The organism is Geodermatophilus sp. SYSU D00700, from assembly GCF_054050255.1.
In genome coordinates, this window is record NZ_JBJGZA010000001.1 from 256,255 (window position 1) to 274,429 (window position 18,175).

The 18,175-nt window shown below is 76.0% G+C and carries 18 protein-coding genes; 7 read left to right on the plus strand and 11 right to left on the minus strand.

Features of this window, described 5'->3' with window-relative positions; genetic code table 11:
• The first annotated feature begins 14 nt into the window (after positions 1-14).
• Together ACI79V_RS01215 and pabB are read left to right on the plus strand one after the other, a co-directional pair.
• Positions 15-965: a proteasome assembly chaperone family protein gene (locus ACI79V_RS01215; protein ID WP_456886080.1), complete on the plus strand. Its 951-nt coding sequence runs from the start codon at positions 15-17 to the stop codon at positions 963-965.
• Positions 962-2,710 carry an aminodeoxychorismate synthase component I gene (gene pabB / locus ACI79V_RS01220; RefSeq protein WP_456886082.1) on the plus strand — a complete coding sequence of 583 codons (1,749 nt, stop codon included), beginning with the start codon at positions 962-964 and terminating at the stop codon, positions 2,708-2,710. Before ACI79V_RS01215 ends, pabB begins: the two co-directional genes overlap by 4 nt.
• Positions 2,711-2,791: 81 nt before the next feature.
• On the opposite strand, the gene purU is transcribed toward pabB, so the two are convergent.
• The 5 genes from purU to ACI79V_RS01245 form a co-directional block, all read right to left on the minus strand.
• Positions 2,792-3,676 (minus strand): formyltetrahydrofolate deformylase, encoded by an 885-nt coding sequence (gene purU, locus ACI79V_RS01225; RefSeq protein WP_456874143.1) that lies wholly within the window; start codon positions 3,674-3,676, stop codon positions 2,792-2,794.
• 50 nt (positions 3,677-3,726) lie between these two features.
• A complete protein-coding gene (ligD, locus tag ACI79V_RS01230) occupies positions 3,727-4,647 on the minus strand; it encodes a non-homologous end-joining DNA ligase (protein WP_456886084.1) in 921 nt (306 codons plus the stop codon).
• A 24-nt stretch (positions 4,648-4,671) separates the two neighbouring features.
• On the minus strand, positions 4,672-5,619 hold the full coding sequence (gene ligD / locus ACI79V_RS01235) for a non-homologous end-joining DNA ligase (protein WP_456886085.1): 948 nt from the start codon (positions 5,617-5,619) through the stop codon (positions 4,672-4,674).
• A 45-nt stretch (positions 5,620-5,664) separates the two neighbouring features.
• Positions 5,665-6,651, minus strand: a complete 987-nt coding sequence (gene ku, locus ACI79V_RS01240; RefSeq protein ID WP_456886086.1) for a non-homologous end joining protein Ku — start codon at positions 6,649-6,651, stop codon at positions 5,665-5,667.
• A 125-nt stretch (positions 6,652-6,776) separates the two neighbouring features.
• Positions 6,777-7,394 (minus strand): DUF1360 domain-containing protein, encoded by a 618-nt coding sequence (locus ACI79V_RS01245; protein ID WP_456886088.1) that lies wholly within the window; start codon positions 7,392-7,394, stop codon positions 6,777-6,779.
• Between the two features lie 154 nt (positions 7,395-7,548).
• Between ACI79V_RS01245 and ACI79V_RS01250 the strand changes: the two genes are divergently transcribed.
• Positions 7,549-8,085 carry a hypothetical protein gene (locus ACI79V_RS01250; protein ID WP_456874148.1) on the plus strand — a complete coding sequence of 179 codons (537 nt, stop codon included), beginning with the start codon at positions 7,549-7,551 and terminating at the stop codon, positions 8,083-8,085.
• 256 nt (positions 8,086-8,341) lie between these two features.
• Positions 8,342-8,740, plus strand: a complete 399-nt coding sequence (locus ACI79V_RS01255; protein WP_456874149.1) for an STAS domain-containing protein — start codon at positions 8,342-8,344, stop codon at positions 8,738-8,740.
• 67 nt (positions 8,741-8,807) lie between these two features.
• On the opposite strand, the gene ACI79V_RS01260 is transcribed toward ACI79V_RS01255, so the two are convergent.
• A complete protein-coding gene (locus ACI79V_RS01260; protein WP_456886090.1) occupies positions 8,808-9,818 on the minus strand; it encodes a DNA topoisomerase IB in 1,011 nt (336 codons plus the stop codon).
• Positions 9,819-9,863: 45 nt separating this feature from the next.
• Positions 9,864-11,735 carry a SpoIIE family protein phosphatase gene (locus ACI79V_RS01265; RefSeq protein WP_456886092.1) on the minus strand — a complete coding sequence of 624 codons (1,872 nt, stop codon included), beginning with the start codon at positions 11,733-11,735 and terminating at the stop codon, positions 9,864-9,866.
• A gap of 236 nt (positions 11,736-11,971) precedes the next feature.
• On the opposite strand from ACI79V_RS01265, the gene ACI79V_RS01270 reads away from it, so the two are divergent.
• A complete protein-coding gene (locus ACI79V_RS01270; RefSeq protein WP_456874152.1) occupies positions 11,972-12,481 on the plus strand; it encodes an ATP-binding protein in 510 nt (169 codons plus the stop codon).
• Positions 12,478-13,464, plus strand: coding sequence for a SigB/SigF/SigG family RNA polymerase sigma factor (locus tag ACI79V_RS01275; RefSeq protein WP_456886094.1), 987 nt, complete (start codon positions 12,478-12,480; stop codon positions 13,462-13,464). Before ACI79V_RS01270 ends, ACI79V_RS01275 begins: the two co-directional genes overlap by 4 nt.
• Positions 13,465-13,498: 34 nt before the next feature.
• Here the strand turns inward: ACI79V_RS01275 and ACI79V_RS01280 are convergent, their stop codons facing one another.
• Together ACI79V_RS01280 and ACI79V_RS01285 are read right to left on the minus strand one after the other, a co-directional pair.
• A complete protein-coding gene (locus ACI79V_RS01280) occupies positions 13,499-14,692 on the minus strand; it encodes an SPFH domain-containing protein (RefSeq protein ID WP_456886096.1) in 1,194 nt (397 codons plus the stop codon).
• Positions 14,693-14,762: 70 nt separating this feature from the next.
• Positions 14,763-15,203: an NfeD family protein gene (locus ACI79V_RS01285; protein WP_456874155.1), complete on the minus strand. Its 441-nt coding sequence runs from the start codon at positions 15,201-15,203 to the stop codon at positions 14,763-14,765.
• A gap of 78 nt (positions 15,204-15,281) precedes the next feature.
• Between ACI79V_RS01285 and ACI79V_RS01290 the strand changes: the two genes are divergently transcribed.
• Positions 15,282-16,016 carry a hypothetical protein gene (locus ACI79V_RS01290; RefSeq protein WP_456886098.1) on the plus strand — a complete coding sequence of 245 codons (735 nt, stop codon included), beginning with the start codon at positions 15,282-15,284 and terminating at the stop codon, positions 16,014-16,016.
• Positions 16,017-16,037: 21 nt separating this feature from the next.
• Here ACI79V_RS01290 and ACI79V_RS01295 read toward each other — a convergent pair whose 3' ends face one another.
• Together ACI79V_RS01295 and ACI79V_RS01300 are read right to left on the minus strand one after the other, a co-directional pair.
• The gene (locus ACI79V_RS01295) at positions 16,038-16,874 is read right to left on the minus strand and encodes a methyltransferase domain-containing protein (RefSeq protein WP_456886100.1); all 837 of its coding nucleotides are present in this window, start codon (positions 16,872-16,874) and stop codon (positions 16,038-16,040) included.
• A 150-nt stretch (positions 16,875-17,024) separates the two neighbouring features.
• Entirely contained in the window at positions 17,025-18,140 is a 1,116-nt protein-coding gene (locus tag ACI79V_RS01300; RefSeq protein WP_456886101.1) for a ferrochelatase, read from the minus strand.
• Between the last annotated feature and the right edge of the window lie 35 nt (positions 18,141-18,175).

Sequence of the window (18,175 nt, forward strand, 5' to 3'; positions counted from 1 at the left end):
CAGGAGGTGCCGCCGTGGCGCAGCGACCGGAGGAGCTCGTCGAGCTGCTGCCCGACGCCGAGCCGTTCCTCACCCGGGAGGCCGGGGTGACCGGGCCCGGGGACCGGCGCGGCCTGGTGCTGGTGCACGCCCTCTCCGGCGACTTCGACGCGGCGTCCTCCGCCGCGCTCGCCGCCGCCCACCTGCTGGCCACCCTGCCGCACCGCCCCGTCGCGCGATTCGACGCCGATGCGCTGGTCGACTACCGCGCCCGCCGGCCGCGGATGTCCTTCGCCGGCGACCGCTACCAGTCCTTCACCGCGCCGGAGATCGTCGTCTCCGCGCTGGAGGACGACTCCGGAGAGCCGTTCCTGCTGCTGCACGGGCCCGAGCCGGACTACCGGTGGGAGGGCTTCGTCGCGGCGGTCGCCGGGCTGGTCGAGGGCCTGGGCGTCACCTCGGTGGTGGCGATGCAGGCCATCCCGATGCCGGTGCCGCACACCCGGCCGGTGACGGTCACCGCGCACGCCACCCGCCGCTCGCTGATCGAGACCTACCCCGTGTACTGGGGCGACCTGGTCATCCCGGGCAGCGCCCCGGCCCTGCTCGAGCTGCGGCTGGGCGAGGCCGGCGTCGACGCGCTCGGCGTGGCCGCGCACGTGCCGCACTACCTGGCGCAGGCCACCTACCCGGCGGCGACGCTGACCCTGCTCGAGCACGTCGGCCGGCTGACCGGCCTGCTGCTGCCCACCGAGACCCTGCGCGAGGCGGCCCAGCAGCACCGCACGGAGGTCGACGAGCAGATCGCCCGGTCGGCGGACAACACCGCCGTCGTCGCGGCACTCGAGCAGCAGTACGACCAGTTCACCGCCGCCCGCGAGGACAGCACCCTGCTCGGCGCCGTCGGCGAGGTGCCCAGCGGCGAGGAGCTCGGCGCGGAGTTCGAGCGGTTCCTCGCCGAGCAGGACCGCCGCCGCGGCGAGTGAGGGCCGAGGGGCGGTTCGACGACCTCGCCGGCGGGACGGCGCTGTCCTTCCCCGCGACCTCCCGCGTCCTGGTCGCCACCACCCCGGACGACGTCGTCCCGGTGCTCGCCGAGGTCGAGCGGGAGACCGCCGGGGGGTGCTGGGCGTTCGGCTACCTCGCCTACGAGGCCGCGACCGGGCTCGACCCGGGCCTGACCGTCGCGCCCCGGCCCGCCGGCGACCCGCTGCCGCTGGCCGTCTTCGGGCTGACCGACCGGCCGCTCGAGGTCCCCGTGGTCGTCCCCTCGGACGGGCCGGGGCACGCCGTCGGCGGGTGGACCCGCTGCTGGACCGAGGCCGGTCACCGCGCCGCCGTCGAGCGGGTGCGCGAGCACATCGCCGCCGGCGACACCTACCAGCTCAACCTGACCGTGCGGATGTGCGCGCCGGTCTCCGGCGACCTCCGGCGGCTCTACGCCGACCTGGCCTGGGCCCAGGCCGGGCGGCACGCCGCCTTCCTCGACCTCGGCCGGCACGCGGTCCTCTCCGCCAGCCCCGAGCTGTTCTTCCGCTGGTCCGGTGAGGAGCTGCTCACCCGGCCGATGAAGGGGACCGCACCCCGCGGGGCCACGCCTGCCGAGGACGAGGCGGCCCGCGCCCGGCTGCTGGCCAGCGACAAGGAGCGCGCCGAGAACCTCATGATCGTCGACCTGCTGCGCAACGACCTGGGCCGGGTGGCCGAGGTCGGGAGCGTCGAGGTCCCCGCGCTGTTCACCGCCGAGCGGTACGAGACGGTGTGGCAGCTGACCTCCGACGTCACCGCCCGCACCCGGCCGGGCACCGGGCTCGTCGACGTCCTCCGGGCGCTGTTCCCCTCCGGCTCGGTCACCGGCGCGCCCAAGCGGCGGTCGATGGAGCTGGTCGCGGAGCTCGAGGACGGCCCGCGCGGGGTCTACTGCGGCGCGGTCGGCTGGGTCGCCCCGCCGGGGTCCCCGGACCGCGCGGTGTTCAGCGTGGCCATCCGGACGGTGACCGTCGACCGCGCGACCGGCACCGCCGAGTACGGCACCGGCGGCGGCATCACCTGGTCCTCCGACCCCGCGGCCGAGCACGCCGAGCTGCTGGCCAAGGCTGCCATCCTCGACCGGCGTCCCGCGCCGTTCGCGCTGCTGGAGACGATGGCCGCCGGGGCCGACGGCGCGGTGCGCGACCTCGACCGGCACCTGGCGCGGCTGGCCCGCTCCGCCGCCGAGCTGGGCTTCCCGTTCCCCGAGACGACCATCCGCCGGGAGCTGGCGGCCGCCGCCGGACCGGGCCCGGCCGCGCGGCTGCGGCTGGCGCTGCACGCCGACGGGCGGGTCGACGCCGGGACGCACCCGCTGCCGGCTCCCCCCGCCGGGCCGGTGCGGCTGGCGGTCGACGGCGAGCCGGTCGACCCGGCCTCGCCGTGGCTGCGGCACAAGACCACCCGCCGCGACGTCTACACCGCGGCCGCCGCCCGCCACCCGGACGCCGACGACGTGGTGCTCACCAACACCGCCGGCCACGTCACCGAGACGACGATCGCCAACCTCGCCGTCCGGCTCGACGGCGCCTGGTGGACCCCGCCGCTGTCGGCGGGGCTGCTGCCCGGGGTGGCCCGCGGCCGGCTGGTCGAGGAGGGCCGGCTGCGCGAGCGCGACCTCACCCCCGACGACCTGCGCCGCGCCGAGGCGCTCGCCGTCGTCAGCTCGCTGCGCGGCTGGCGCCCGGCCGTCCTGGTGTAGAGCCGGAGTCGTGTGGGGAGGGCCCCCTCGCAGGGTCCCGTCCCGAGCCTGCGAGGGGCGGGGGGCGAGGGCCGTCCTGCGTTAGGCGAAGACGATGGTGCGGTCACCCTCCACGATCACCCGGTCCTCGACGTGCCAGGTCACGGCCTGGGCGAGCACCTGCCGCTCGACGTAGCGGCCCACCCGGCGCATGTCCTCGACGGTGGCGCGGTGGTCGACCCGGGCCACCTCCTGCTCGATGATCGGCCCGGCGTCGAGGTCCGGGGTCACGTAGTGCGCGGTCGCCCCGATCAGCTTCACGCCGCGGTCGTGCGCCGCCTGGTAGGGGTTCGCGCCGACGAACGCCGGCAGGAAGCTGTGGTGGATGTTGATCAGCCGCTCCGGGAACCGGCTGCAGAAGTCCGCCGAGACGATCTGCATGTAGCGGGCGAGCACCACCAGGTCGACGTCGCCGACGATCTCCAGCGCCCGGGCCTCGGCCTGCGCCTTGGTCTCCGGCGTCACCGGCACGTGGTGGAAGGGCACCCCGGCGGCGGCCGCCACCGGCTCGAGGTCGGGGTGGTTGGAGACGACGGCGACGATGTCGGCCCGCAGGTCCCCGGCCCGGACCCGGTAGAGCAGCTCCTGCAGGACGTGGTCGGTCCGCGACACGAACACCGCCAGCCGCGGCCGGTGCGACGCCTCGGTGAGCCGCCAGGTGAGCTGCCACTGCTGCGCCAGGAGCTCCAGCGCGCCCTCCAGGTGGGTGCGCCGCGCCGACAGGCCGGGCAGCACGAACTCCAGCCGCAGCGTGAACACGCCGCCGGTCGGGTCCGAGGAGTGCTGCTGGGACTCGGTGATGTTCGCGCCGACGTCGGCCAGCAGCCGGGAGAGCACCGCGACGATGCCCGGGCGGTCGGGGCAGCGGACCACCAGCCGGCCGGTGTCGGCGGTGTTCACGGCGTGGGCGACGGGGGCGGCGGACACGGTGGGGATGGTCGCAGAACCGGCCGCTCCTGCCGCCCGGGCTCCCCCCGTCAGAGGGAGGGCAGCCGGGCCCGGGTGCGGCCGGCGACGTCGAACAGGTCGCCGTACTCCTCGACCCGCGCCAGCACCTCGTCGGTGCGGAACCGCAGCTCCGCGGGATCGGCGCCGTCGCGGACGGCGTCCACCTCGTCCCACCCGACCGGTGTCGAGACCGGGGCGTCGGGCCGGGCGCGCAGCGAGTACGGCGCCACCGTCGTCTTGGCCGGGTTGTTCTGGCTCCAGTCGACGAGCACCTTTCCCGGCCGCAGCACCTTCTCCATCCGCCAGACGACCCGGTCGGGGGTCTCGGCCGACAGCTCCTGCGCCAGGGCCCTGGCGTAGCGGCTGGGGTGCTCGCGGTCGGTGACCCGGATCGGCGCGTACACCTGCATGCCCTTGGAGCCGGAGGTCTTGACCACCGGGTCCAGCCCGTCGCCGACCAGCCGCACCCGCAGCCGCTCGGCGACGTCGCAGCACTCGGCGATGCCGGCGTCCGGGCCCGGGTCGAGGTCGAGCACCAGCAGGTCGGGCAGCGCCGGCTGCAGCCGGCTGCCCACCTGCCACTGCGGCACGTGCAGCTCCAGCGCGGCGAGGTTGGCCGCCCACGCGAGGTCGGCGACGGTCTCCAGGACCACCATCTCCAGGACCTCGCGGTCCCTCGAGCTGCCCGGGCTCGGGATCGTCACCCTCCGCACCCAGTCCGGCGCGTGCCGGGCGCTGTTCTTCTCGAAGAACGCCTGACCCTCGACGCCGTCCGGCCAGCGGGTGAAGGTCACCGGCCGCCCCGACAGGTGCGGCAGCAGCGTCGGGGCGATGCGCACGTAGTAGTCGATGACCTGGGCCTTGGTGAACGAGACCTCGGGGAAGAGGACCTTGTCGAGGTTGGACACCGACAGCTGCCGGCCCTCGACGCGCACCCGCTGGCGGCTCACGCCGCCCATCCCATCGCGCCGCGCCTAGGGTGACCACTCGACCACGACGTCGTCGACGTCGAGGTCCTCGCGCAGCCCCCGCCAGGCGGGGTGGCGCATCCGGCCGTCGGCGGTCCACGCGGCGAAGGCGACCTCCCCGACGAGGACGGGTTCGGTCCAGCGCGCGTCGCGGGCGACCTCGCGCGGCAGGGCGTCGGCGAACGGCGACGTGCGCCGCGGGACCAGCAGCCCGCCGAGCTCGCGCAGCACCGCGTCGGTGAAGCCGGTGCCCACGTGCCCGGCGTAGACGAGTCGGCCGTCGTCGTCGTGGACGCCGACCAGCAGCGAGCCCACTCCCCCGGCGCGCCGCCCCTTGCCCGGCCGCCACCCGCCGACGACGACGCTCTGCATGCGCAGGTGCTTGACCTTGCGCCACTCCGGCGCGCGGACGCCGGGCCGGTAGGGCGAGTCCAGCCGCTTGGCGACGACGCCCTCGAGGCCGTTGGCGCGGCTGGCGGCGTGCACGTCGGCGCCGCCGCCGCGGAACCAGGGAGTGCCGACCCAGCGCTGCCCCTCGGCGCCCAGGCCGTCGAGCCGCTCGCGCCGCTGCTCGTAGGGCAGGTCGAGGAGGCTGCGGCCCTCGACGCTGAGCACGTCGAAGACCAGGTAGGAGACCGGGGCCGCAGTGGCCATCCGGGCGACCTCGGCCCCGCCGGTGCGGTGCATGCGCGCCTGCAGCAGCCCGAAGTCGGGCCGGCCCAGCCGGTCGAGGGCCACCACCTCGCCGTCGACGACGAGGTCGGCCCGCCGCAGCGCCACCGGCAGTGAGCTGAGTTCGGGATAACGGTTGGTGACCAGCGTGCCGCTGCGCGCCCACAGCTCGACCCGGCCCCCGCGCACCGCGGCCACCGCGCGCACGCCGTCCCACTTGAACTCGTAGCCCCACTGGCCGTCCTGGGCGCGCGGCGGCAGCTCGCCCGCGACGGCGAGCATCGGCGCCGGCACCGGAGGCCCGGGCGTCGGGGCGGGGCGCACGGGTCAGGCGCTGCGGCGCGGGGCGCGCTTGGCCGGCTCCTTCTTCGCCGCGGTGACCTTGCGCGCCCGGGTCGGACGGGCCGGCGCCTCCTCCGCGGCGGCCGCGGCCTTCCTCACCGGCGCCTTCTTCGCCGCGGTCTTCTTCGCCGGCGCCTTCGCCGCGGGAGCCTTCCGGGCCGGGGTCTGCGCCGCGGGGGCCTCGTCCTCGTCGGCCGCTCCGCCGCGGGCCCGCTCGACGCTGCGGCGCAGCGCGCTCATCAGGTCGACGACGGCCGCGCCCGGGTCGGCGGTCTCGGGCACCGGCTGCACCTCGCCGCCGGTCTGCTTGGCCTCCAGCAGGGCGGTCATCGCCTCGCGGTAGTCGTCGGTGAACTCGTGCGGGTCGAACTCGCCGGCCATGGACCCGATCAGCGCCTCGGCCATCTGCAGCTCCTGCGGCCGCACCGACACGTCGTCGTCGAGGAAGCCGAAGTCGGGACGGCGGATCTCGTCGGGCCAGCGCATGGTGTGCAGCACCAGGACGCCGTCGCGGACCCGGAGCGCGGCCAGCGACTCCCGCTGCCGCAGCGCGATCTTGGTGATCGCCACCCGGCCGGTGTTCTCCAGGGCGTCGCGCAGCAGGACGTAGGGACGGGTCGCCGGGCCGTCGGGCTCGAGGTAGTAGGTCTTCTCGAAGTGCACCGGGTCGATGTCGCCCTGGTCGACGAACTGCAGCACCTCGATCTCGCGCCGGGTGGCCAACGGCAGCTCGGCGAGGTCCTCGTCGGTGAGGATCACCAACTGGCCGTCGGGCAGCTCGTAGCCCTTGGCGATGTCGGCGTACTCGATCTCCTCGCCGTCGATCGAGCAGACCCGCTTGTACTTGACCCGGCCGCCGTCGGCGGCGTGCACCTGGTGGAAGCGGACGTCCTTGTCCTCGGTGGCCGAGTAGAGCTTCACCCCGATGCTGACCAGGCCGAACGAGACCGCGCCGCGCCAGATCGAGCGCATGTCCACTCCCCTTCCCCGGGCTCCGCGACCGCGGGGCGGCGCGGCCCGCAGGATAGGTGCGGGCCGGTGCCCCGGCAGTGCGACCGCCGACGGTCTCCTCCGCCCGGGGGAAGCGGGCATGCCTCCTAGGCCTGCTCGGCGTGCCGGCCGGCCGTGTCGTCATCCTGCCCCGGATCGCCGCTCCCGGGGCCGTCCTCGTCCCCGGTGACGCTGCTCTGCAGGGCGTCGTAGGCGAACTGCAGGACGTCGGAGCCGGCCACCATCGTCATGGTGAGGGCCGCCAGCCGGGTGGCGCGGGGCGCGGCGACGTAGCCGAACACGAACCCGGTGCCCACCCACTGGGCGAGGCAGAACGGGCAGGTGACCAGCTCGCCGACCGCGTGCTTCCAGCCGTGCTCCACGCGCAGGTCCTCGGCGAGCTCGGCCTCGCCCGAGGCGCCCTGGAAGCGGGCGAACGGTGCGCGCAGCGGGCTGGTCACCGGGTCCTTGGCGATCCGCCGGGCGAGCCGGAAGGTGCCGACGGTGAGCAGGACGGCGTCGCCGAGGGGGATCCGCGCCGGCAGCTCCCGGCCGGACGCGCGGAGGACGGCGGCACCGGCGGCCACCGCGGTGCTGTAGACGCTCATGGCGCCGAGGAAGCCGCCCAGCGGCCGGCCCTCGCCGCCGTCGTAGCCGCGCGCCTGCTCCCTCGCCCAGCGGCGGACCGGTTGCCCGATGCGCGCCACCTCGTCCTGGATCGCCATGCCGGCTGCGCTACCCCGCCGCCGGGGGCGCCATGCCGCGCGCGGTGCGCCGTCGGGCACACCCCGGGCCCGCATGGGACGGCGGCACCCGGGTAGGCGGAGGGCAGTCCGCCGCCGGAGCACCCCGGTCCGGCGGCCCGAGAGGGAGGAACCCATGACCGATCCGGAGCCGGACACCACCGGAGCGCTGCACTCCACGCAGAACGACGCGGAGTTCCCCGACGACGAGCGGGGCCTCACCGGGACCCGCGACGACGTCCGCGGCGACAGCGGGGCCACGGGCCCCGAGGGCCAGACCGCCCGGGACGTCTTCCCCGAGGACAACGGCGTCCCGGACGTCGCCCAGGACGACTTCCCCACCATGCAGCGGTCCGAGGACCCGCAGTTCGCGCCGGAGCCGGGCGACCGCGAGAGCCACGAGACCGTGGGCTTCGGCACGACCGCCTTCGAGCAGCAGCAGGGCAAGTCGCTGTCCGGGCGCCTGGAGGAGGAGATCGCCGACGACGTCCCCGACGTCCGCCCCGCTGAGGACCCCGCCCGCGGCATCGGGCAGCTCGAGCAGGACTACGACACCACCCCGGACACCGACTCCGGGACCAACCGCACCGCCGACGACGTCGAGGCGGCACTCGACCCGGTGGTCGGCGGCGAGGGTCCCGAGGAGGCCGCCGTCCACCTCGTGGATCCCTGACCCGGCCCGCACCCGGCTCACCGCCCGGCCCGGCAGGTCACCCGCTCCGGGGGTCCTGCCGGGCTGGTTGGCGTGCGACCATCCGGTTGTCTACGTTGTAAATGCGGTTGAGCAGGCAGCCGCGCGCGTCGGCGGCACCGGCCGGCGCGTTCCCCGACCGACCGCCCACCGGGGGCTGCACCACTCCCCGTGTCCGCGGCGGTAGATTGACCGGTGGCCGCACCGTTCGGCGTGGCCGCTGAGAGGAGCTTCGTCCGTGACCGCATCCGACCTGCCCGCCGGGGGGCAGCCCGACGTGTCCACCGAGGGCACGGAGGCACCCTTCGACGACGTGATCACGCTCTCGACCTCCACGGGTGAGGACGGCGCGGTCACGGTGACGGTCGTCGGCGAAGTCGACACCTTCACCGCCCCGGTGCTGCGTTCCTCGCTGGACACCCAGCTCGAGCAGCAGCCCCGTGAGCTGGTCATCGACCTGTCCGGCGTCCAGTTCCTGGGGTCGGCCGGCCTGGCCGTCCTCGTCGAGACCCAGAAGTCGGCCCGCGCCCGCGACGTCGGCCTGCGCCTGATCGCCACCACCCGGGCGGTCACCCGCCCGCTGGAGGTCACCGGCCTGATCGACCTGTTCACCATCGTGGACGGCAGCGCCCGCTGACCTCCCCCGCAGCACCCGTCACGAGGCCCCGCTCCGGCGGGGCCTCGTGCGTTCCCGGGGTCGGCCGCTACGCGGACAGCAGGCGACAGACCGCCTGCTCGAGCACCTTCTGGACCTCGCGGGTGTCGTCGGCCTGCTCCAGCTCGCCCAGCGCCTCGGCGACGGTCTCGCCGTGCTCGTACCGGTCGACCACCCGCGGGTCGACGTAGCTGGCCTTGCACACCGCGGGGGTGTTGCCGAGGTGCTCGGACACCCGCACGTAGGCGTCGCGGATCGTCTTGTTCCGCTCGGTCCTGGTCCTCGGTGAGGGGCGCTCGGCCAGCGTGGCGGCCATCAGCACCGTCGCGTTCCAGGTCCGGAAGTCCTTGGCGGTGATCTCCGCGCCGCTGACCTCCTTGAGGTAGGCGTTGATCTCGTCGCTGGTCACGTCGCGCCAGCTGCCGTCGTCGAGCTGGTAGGCCAGCAGCTCGTCGCCGGCGTCGTCGGGACGGTCGAGCAGGTGCCGGACGACGGTCGCCGTCGGCCGGTCGGTGATCTCCACCTCGCGCTCGATGCCGCCCTTGGCCGTGTAGCGGAAGAACGTCCGCTCACCGCGCACGCTGACGTGCTCCCGGCGCAGGGTGGCCAGGCCGTACGTGCCGTTCTCCTCGGCGTACTCCTCGCTGCCGATGCGGAAGGTGCCCAGGTCCAGCAGCCGCAGCGCGCAGGCCAGCACCCGCTCGCGGTTGAGCCCGCGGGTGCGCAGCGCCGCGGCCACCTGCTCGCGGACGTCGGGCAGCTCGGAGGCGATGGCGAGGACCCGCTCGTGCTTCTCCGCGTCCCGCCGCGCGCGCCACGCGTCGTGGTAGCGGTACTGCCGCCGGCCCGCGGCGTCGAGGCCGGTGGCCTGGATGTGGCCGTTGGGCCACGGGCAGATCCAGACGTCCTTCCACGCCGGCGGGATGGCGATGCCCCTGATCCGCTCGAGCCGGTCGGGGTCGCGGATGAGCGCGCCGGTCTCGTCGCGGTAGGCGAAGCCGCGCCCGGCGCGGCGCCGGGTCCAGCCGGGGCCGTGCACGTTGCTGCGCCGCAGTCTCACGCCCCGTGGATGGGCAACTGGACCGGCCCGTAAACGGGGACGAGGTCAGCGCAGCTCGACCAGCCGCTGCAGCCCGCTGACCTCGAGGATGTGCCGGGTGACGCCGCCGGCCGGCGCGTGCACCACCAGCCGCCAGCCCTCCGCCTCGGCGATGGCCGCGACGGCGAGCACCACGCGGACCGCCGCGCTGCTGAACAGGGTGACCGCGGTCAGGTCGAGCTCGACCCGGACGGTGCCGCCGTGGCTGGCCTCCAGCAGCCGGATCCGCAACTGCTCGGCGCTGACCATGTCGACGTCGCCGGCCGCCCGCACCACCGGGCTGCCGCCGCCGCGGTCCACGACGACGGTGGCGCCCGTGCCACCCACCGGGTGCTCGGGCTCCTCGTCGGGCGTCTGCCGCAGCCGGGTGCGCAGCGTCACCGTGGTGCCCTGCTCGCCGCGCAGGACCATGCCGTCGACCAGTTGGCGCATGATCAGCAGCCCCCGGCCACGGTCGCCGGGATCCCGGTCGGGCGGGCGCCAGGTGCCCTCGTCGTGGACGGTGACGGTGAGCACCCCGTCGACGTCGACCGCGGCGGTGACCTGCATCGGGCCGGGCTCGGTGTCGCGGTAGGCGTGCTCGGCGGCGTTGGCGCAGGCCTCCCCCACGGCCACCATCACCCCGACCCGGTCCTGCTCGCCCATGCCCAGGGCGGTCAGCCACGCGCCGAGCCGGCGGCGGACCGCAGGCAGCGCGGACGGGATCGCGACCAGGTCCAGCTGCAGCGGCTCCACCGACCGGGCGCGGCGGTGTGCCACCAGGACGGCGACGTCGTCGGGCCGGCCGTCGTCGGAGAACAGCGCGCCGGCGATCTCGGCCGCGAGCCCCGCCACGGCCCCGCCGTCGAGCGCGGCAGGGTCGGCGAGCGCCGCCCGGGCGACCTGGCTGAGCCGGCCGAGCCCCTCGGCCGGCGGCGGGCCGGAGGCCGCCACGGCGCCGTCGGAGTAGAGGACCAGGGTGGCGCCGGGCTCGAGCTGCGCGCGGGCCACCGGGGTGGCGGCGCCCGGGAGCGTGCCCAGCGGCGGGCGCGCGGTGACCGGCAGGTAGGTGCTGGTGCCGTCGGCGTGCACGAGCAGCGGCGGCGGGTGGCCGGCCGCGGCGAAGGTCAGCGCGCCGGTGGCCGCGTCGAGGACGGCGTAGAACACCGACGCGCCCTGGACGTCGTCCATCTGGGCGGCGAAGTCGTCGAGCGCGGCGAGCACCGCCGCCGGGGCGGGGTCGCGCAGCGCGCTGGAGCGCATGGCGCCGCGCAGCCGGCTCATCGCGGCCGCGGCCGGCACGCCGTGGCCGACGGCGTCGCCGATGACCAGCGCCAGCCGGCCGTGGCCGAGTGGCACCGCGTCGTACCAGTCGCCGCCGGCGGCGCGCGCCGAGGTGGCGGGGTGGTAGCTGCCCGACAGCCGCACGTCGGGCAGCAGCGGCAGGGACGGCGGCAGCAGCGAGTGCTGGGCCTCCCCGACGACGTCGACGGGCGGGGCGGCCGGCGGGACGTCGCCCGCGTCGCGGCCCGCACCGCCCTCGAGGCCGCCCTCGAGCACGAGCACCGCGCCGGGGTCGGGGCCGGCGGCGAGCGGGCGGACGGCCACGGTGACCGGCGGGCCCTCCTCGTCCAGGACGCCGGTGAGGATCTCGGGACGGCCGGTGCGCAGCACGCTGGCGACCAGGTCGGCGACCGGGCGGCCGCCGACCACCGGCAGGCCGTCCGGCGCGGGGCCCAGGGCGCGGGCGCGGGCGTTGGCCCACACCGTGCGCTGGTCGGGGCCGGTGACGAACCACAGCGCCGAGGGGGCCTCCTCCAGCGCCGCGACCAGCGCGGCCGGGCCCTCGTCCACGGCGGGACGGGGCCCCGACGGCAGGCTGCCCTGGCTGGCGTTCATCCGGCACAAGCAGACAACAGCGCCTGCACCCCGGCAACCGCGCGGACGGTCCCGTCCGGAGGGTGTTTGACCAGCCCGGAGGCGGGGTAGCCCGTCGCGCTGGCACGCGGCCGGGGACCCGACCCCGCCCCCGTGCGGAGTCAGGACGGCCCGGCGGGCAGGATGGAGTCGGGCGCCCGCGCACCCGCCGACCCGGGCGGAGCGGGTGGCCGCAACGGATGAGGAGCAGACGACGGATGGCGGACTCGAGGAGTGCCCTCGCCCAGGACGGGCGGCGCGCCGAACGACTGGAACTGCGCGTGCCCACCACGCCGACCCAGCTGCCCGCGGTGCGGGCGATGGCCGGCGACCTGGCCATCCGCATGGACTACGACCTCGACTCGGTCGAGGACCTGCGCCTGGCGGTCGACGAGGCGTGCGCGACCCTCTCGGCGATCGCCCGGGGCGACGAGCCGCTGACGGTGGTGTTCGAGACCTCGCGCGCCGGGCTGCACATCGACGCGTGGGTCCCCACCGCCGACGGCACCGAGGTCCCCCGCGACGGCTTCGGCTGGGCGGTGCTGGCGACCCTCGCCGACAACGTCGACGGCCGGCGCGCGACCCAGGCGACGGTGCCCGGAGGTGACGGCAGCGACGCGCCGGTGGCCCTGATCAGCATGGACAAGTACCTGCCCGGCCAGCGACCGGGCGAGCTCGCCGGCCGCCCGGGCAACGGTGTGGGCAGCGACCTCTCGGTCGCCCCGTGACGTCGGCGGCCGCCAGCAGCCGGGCCGTCGAGGAGGACACCCTGGACGACGACCAGCCGGAGAACACGCCCGACCCCGTCGAGGTGGCCGAGGCCCCCGTCCCGGGGGACGAGGACACCGCGCACGACGAGAGCGCCGACGAGAGCACCGACGACGACAGCACCGAGGAAGCCGCCGACGACACCAGCGAGGCCCCCGAGCCCGACAGCGCCCCGGTGTCGGACAACCGCCGCCGGGCCGAGCGCACCGCTCCGCTGTTCGCCGAGCTCGCGACGCTGGAGAAGGACGACCCGCGGCGCGAGCGGCTGCGCGAGGTCCTGGTGGAGGAGCACCTGCCCCTCGTCCGGCACTTCGCCCGCCGGTTCAGCAACCGCGGCGAGCCCTTCGACGACCTGCTGCAGGTCGGCACCCTGGGCCTGATCGCGGCGATCGACCGGTTCGACCCCAACCGCGGGGTGGAGTTCCTCTCCTTCGCCGTGCCGACGATCACCGGTGAGATCAAGCGGCACTTCCGCGACCAGGGCTGGTCGGTGCGGGTCCCGCGCCGGCTGCAGGAGCTGCACCTGTCGCTGAACTCCGCGGTCGGCGAGCTGGCGCAGAAGAACGGCCGGGCGCCGACGCCGTCGGAGCTCGCCGAGCACCTGGGCATCCCCCGCGAGGAGGTGCTGGAGGGCCTCGCGGTGGCCAACGCCTACCGCAGCAGCTCGCTCGACGAGCGGCTCTCCGGCGAGGACGACTCCCCCACGCTGGCCGCCACGCTCGGCGAGGAGGACGCCGCGCTCGAGGGCGTGGAGTACCGCGAGTCGCTGCAGCCGCTGCTGGCCACCATCCCGGCCCGCGAGCGGCGGATCCTCATCCTGCGCTTCTTCGGCAACATGACCCAGTCGCAGATCGCCGCCGACATCGGCATCTCGCAGATGCACGTCTCCCGGCTGCTGTCCCAGACGCTGGCCAAGCTCCGCGAGGGCCTCCTCAAGGACTGACGACCGGTGCACCTCCGCGGAAGTGCACCGGTCCTCAGGCGTCCGGGCGGGCGCCGTTGCCCTCGTGCGGCGCGACGCCGTGCTCGGCGGCCCGGGCCAGGTCCGTCGTCGGCGGCAGCTGCGGTGACGGGAGGGCCGGGCCGGCGTCGGCGATGCTGGACATCTCGATCCGCGCCTCGGGCTGCGCGGCGGCCGGGGGCAGCTGCGACTCGAACCAGCTGCTGGTGTCGATCGGCTCGGCCGCCGGCGCGCCGTCCCCGGGCGGCGGGACGTCGAGGAACGAGCGGCTCTCGCCGTCGCCCCCGCCGAGCCGGGACAGCCCCTCCAGCGCCTTGCTGAACTCGCTGGGGACGATCCACATCTTGTTCGCGTCGCCCTGGGCGATCTGCGGCAGCGTCTGCAGGTACTGGTAGGCCAGCAGCCCCTGGTCGGGCCGGCCGTCGTGGATGGCCCGGAACACCGTCTCGATGGACTTGGCCTGACCCTGCGCCTGCAGGAACAGCGCGGCCCGCTCGCCCTCGGCGCGCAGGATCCGGCTCTGCCGCTCGGCTTCCGCGTCGAGGATCGCCGCCTGCTTGCGGCCCTCCGCGGAGAGGATCGCCGCCGCCTTCTGCCCCTCGGCGCTGGTGATCGCCGACTGCCGCTGCCCCTCGGCCTGCAGGATGACCGCCCGCTTGTCGCGGTCGGCACGCATCTGCTTCTCCATCGAGTCGCGGATGGTCGGCGGCGGGTCGATGGCCTTGATCTCGACGCGCGCCACCCGCAGGCCCCAGGGCCCGGTGGTGCCGTCGAGGACCTCGCGCAGCTGGCTGTTGATGCCGTCGCGGCCGGTGAGCGTGCCCTCGAGGTTGAGCCCGCCGACCACGTTGCGCAGCGTCGTCGTGGTCAGCTGCTCCATGCCGGTGATGTAGTTCGCGATCCCGTAGGTGGCCAGCCGCGGGTCGGTCACCTGGAAGTAGACGACGGTGTCGATGCCCACCTGCAGGTTGTCGGAGGTGATCACCGGCTGCGGCGGGAAGGAGACGACCTGCTCGCGCAGGTCGATGGTGGCCCGCACCCGGTCGACGAAGGGCACGAGGAACGACAGGCCCGGCGTGAGCGTGCGGCTGTAGCGGCCCAGCCGCTCCACCACCTTCGCCTGGGCCTGCGGGACGATCGTCACGGCCTTCGCCATCACCAGCACGAACACGGCGGCGACGACGATCAGCGCGATCAGGGCGGGGGTCACGGGCGGCCTCCAGGGGGTCGGTGCCTGACCGTGATCATCCCCCACCCGTCGCCGCGGGTCACGGTTGCGCTCAGCGCTCCCCGAAGGCCTCGCCCACGACCGCGGTCGCGCCGTCCACCTGCAGGATGCGCACGGTCTCACCGACGTCGAAGGTCTCGTCGAAGCCGGTGCGGGCGGTCCACTCGTCGGCGCCCACCTGGATGCGGCCGCCGGAGCGACCCACGGCGCGGGTCACCACGGCGGTGCGGCCCACCAGCGCCTGGACGCCGTCGACGTGCCGGGGCGTCCGGTTCTCCAGGTGCGCCTTGGCCACCGGGCGCACGCTGGCGATGAGGAATACCGAGACGGCGACGAAGGCGATGAGCTGGAAGGGCACCGAGGCCCCGGCCAGGGCGGCCACCATGCCGCCCAGCGCCCCGCCGGCGAACATCAGCAGGACCAGGTCGAGGCTGGCCACCTCACCTGCGGTGAACAGGCCCGCGGCCACCAGCCAGAGCACCCACGCAGCCATGTCCCGCAGTCTCCCAGACCGTCCCCCTCCGGGGCGCCTCCCTCCGCGCCCGGCGCCGGCCCGACGTAGCCTCGCGGGGTGCACGACCTCCCCGCCGGCCGGTTCGCGGTCTGGGCGACCGCCTGGCTCTCCGGCCGCACCTCCACCGACGCCGCGCTCGACGCGCTCGCCGACGACCGCGCGCACCCGGTGACCGGCCTGCCCGGCGCGTCGGGCACCGTGCCGCTGAGCTGGGCGCTGACCGCGCTGCGCGGGCTCGGCGAGCGCCGGGTCCGCCTGGTGCTGCCGGTGCCCGGCGACGTCCGCGGCCTGCCTGCGGCACCGGGACTGGCCGCGCTGGCGCTGGAGGCCGGCCAGGCGGCGGTCGGCGAGCGGGTGGCGCTGGTCCCCGAGAGCGCCGGCCCGGAGGTGGTGGCCTGGACGGCGGTCGACCTCGCCGGCGTCGCGCCCGCCCCGCCGCCGGCGGAGGGCCCGCTGCGCGCCGTCTCCGGGGCGCTGGACCTGGCGGTGGTCGACGCCGCCCGCACGCTGGCCCGCCTCGACCTCGCCCGCTGGCACCCCGAGGTCCCCGCGCTGCTGACCGGCCTGGCCGGCGCGCGGGCGCCGGAGCTGCCCCCGGACACCGACCCGCTGGCGTCCTCCGTGCTCGCCCGCGCGCGGCGGCTGGCCCGGGTGCTCGACCTCGCGACCGCCGACGCCCCCGGCGGCGCGGTGACCGGCGGCCAGGCCGCCGCCCGCGACGACGCCCTGCGGCCGCTGGCCGCCGCCGTCCGCGAGGCGACCCTCGCCGCCTACAACGCCGTCCCGCGGTAGCCGCCGGCGGGCTGACCGCCCTCACGGCCGGACGGCGGTCACCAGCCAGGCCGCGGAGGCGAACTCGACGCCGTCCGGGCCGGCGTGCGCCTCGAGCCGGCCGCGCAGGTCGGCCACCGCACGCTCCCGGGCGGCGTCGTCCAGGCCCTCGAGCAGCCAGCCGGCGAGGCCGAGGACGAACGTCTGGGCGTCGTCGGGGTCGGCGCCGAACCACTCCGGCTCGGCCAGTCCCTCGATCTCCACCTGGCGGTGCCCCGCAGCGGTCAGCACCTCGCGGATGCGCCCGGGGTCGGCGAGCGAGAACGGTCCGGGCGCGCCCGGCGGCGGCGCGGGCAGCGGACGCCCGGCGGCCAGCGCGCCCAGGATCTCGGTCATCCACTCGTTGGCCTCGAGCGCCTGCCACACCAGCAGGACCAGCCGGCCGCCGGGCACGAGCGCGCGGCCGACGTTGGCCAGCGCGGCCACCGGGTCGGCGAAGAACATCGCGCCGGTCCGGCTGATCGCCACGTCGAAGCCGGCCGGCGGAAAGGCCGCCACCTGGGCGTCGGCCTGCTCGAACCGGACGCCGGTCAGCCCCTCCTCGGCGGCGCGCCGGCGGGCGACCCCGAGCATCGCCGAGGACAGGTCCACGCCGAGCGCGGACCCGGTGCGGCGCGCGGCCTCCCGCGTGGTGCGGCCGGTGCCGCAGCCGACGTCGAGGACCCGGTCCCCCGGGTGCAGGTCGGCCGCGGCGAGGAAGGCGGCGTCGTAGCGGGCGATCGACCGGTCGAAGCGGTCGGCCTGGGCGGCCCAGTACGCGCCCTGGTCGCCGTCCCAGGCGGTCAGCTGCGCGGCGTTGGCGGGGTGGACGTCGACCACGGCACACCGTCCTCGGAACGGCCCCCGGTGGTCCGACGGTCTACCCGCCGCACCCGGCCGGGGTCAACGGGGGCGCGACGTTGCGGGCGTTCCTGGCGCTCTGCCGGTGCTGCAGGACCGGCACAGCGTGAGGAACACCCGTAGTGCGGGTCAGGCCGGGCGGGGCCGCGCGACGTGACAGCAGGCGGCCGGGCAGTTGGTGCCCAGCCGGGGCTCCCCGCCGGCGCGGCGCTGCTGCAGCAGCTCGCGGACCATCGCCACGAACGCCGGGTGGGTGCCTGCGGTGCCGGCGCGGACGAAGGCCAGCCCCAGCTCCTCGGCGGTCTCCCGCGCCTCGTTGTCGAGGTCCCAGACGACCTCGAGGTGGTCGCTGACGAAGCCGACCGGGAACAGCACGACCGCCGTCTCGCCGTTCTCGTGCAGCGCGCGCAGGTGGTCGTTGACGTCGGGCTCCAGCCACGGCACCGACGGCGGGCCGCTGCGGCTCTGCCACACCAGGTCGAAGGCGCGACCGGGCTCGACGGCGTCGACGACGGCGCGCGCGGCAGCCCGGAGCTCGGCCTCGTAGGCGTGCCCGTCGGGACCGGCGACGGCGGCCATCGCGTCGGGGATCGAGTGCGCCGTCGCCACCAGCCGGGCCGTGTCCCGGTGCTCGGGAGGCAGCTCGGCCAGGGCGGCGGCGAGCGCGTCGGCGTTGGCCCGCACGAAGCCGGGGGTGTCGAAGTAGTGCGGCAGCTTCTCCGCCGTCGGGCCGCCGCCGGTCGCGATCCGGGCCCGGGCGAGGTCCTCGTGGTACTGCCGGCAGCCGGAGTAGGAGGCGTAGGCCGAGGTCGCCAGCACGTAGACGTGCTCGACGCCGTCGTCGGTCATCTGCTGCCAGACGTCCTCGACGTAGGGGTCCCAGTTGCGGTTGCCCCAGTAGACCGGCAGGTCGACGCCGTTCGCGGCGAGGTCGGCCCGGACCGCGTCGACCAGCGCCTGGTTCTGCTCGTTGATCGGGCTGACCCCGCCGAAGTGGTGGTAGTGCTCGGCGACGTCGAGCAGCCGCTCGCGCGGCACCCCGCGGCCGCGGGTCACGTTCTCCAGGAACGGCATGACGTCGTCGTGGCCGCGCGGGCCGCCGAAGGAGAGGACCAGCAGCGCCTCCCGGCGTCCGGCGGGCGCGGGCGCGGCCGGCGGGGGCGTCCCCCCGTTGTTGCGGACGGCGAGCGAGGGCTCCTCGTCGGGTCGCTGGCCGGGGTGCAGGTCGACGGTGGCGCGGGGCACGGACTTCCTTCTCGGTGGACTGCGGGGCCGGATGC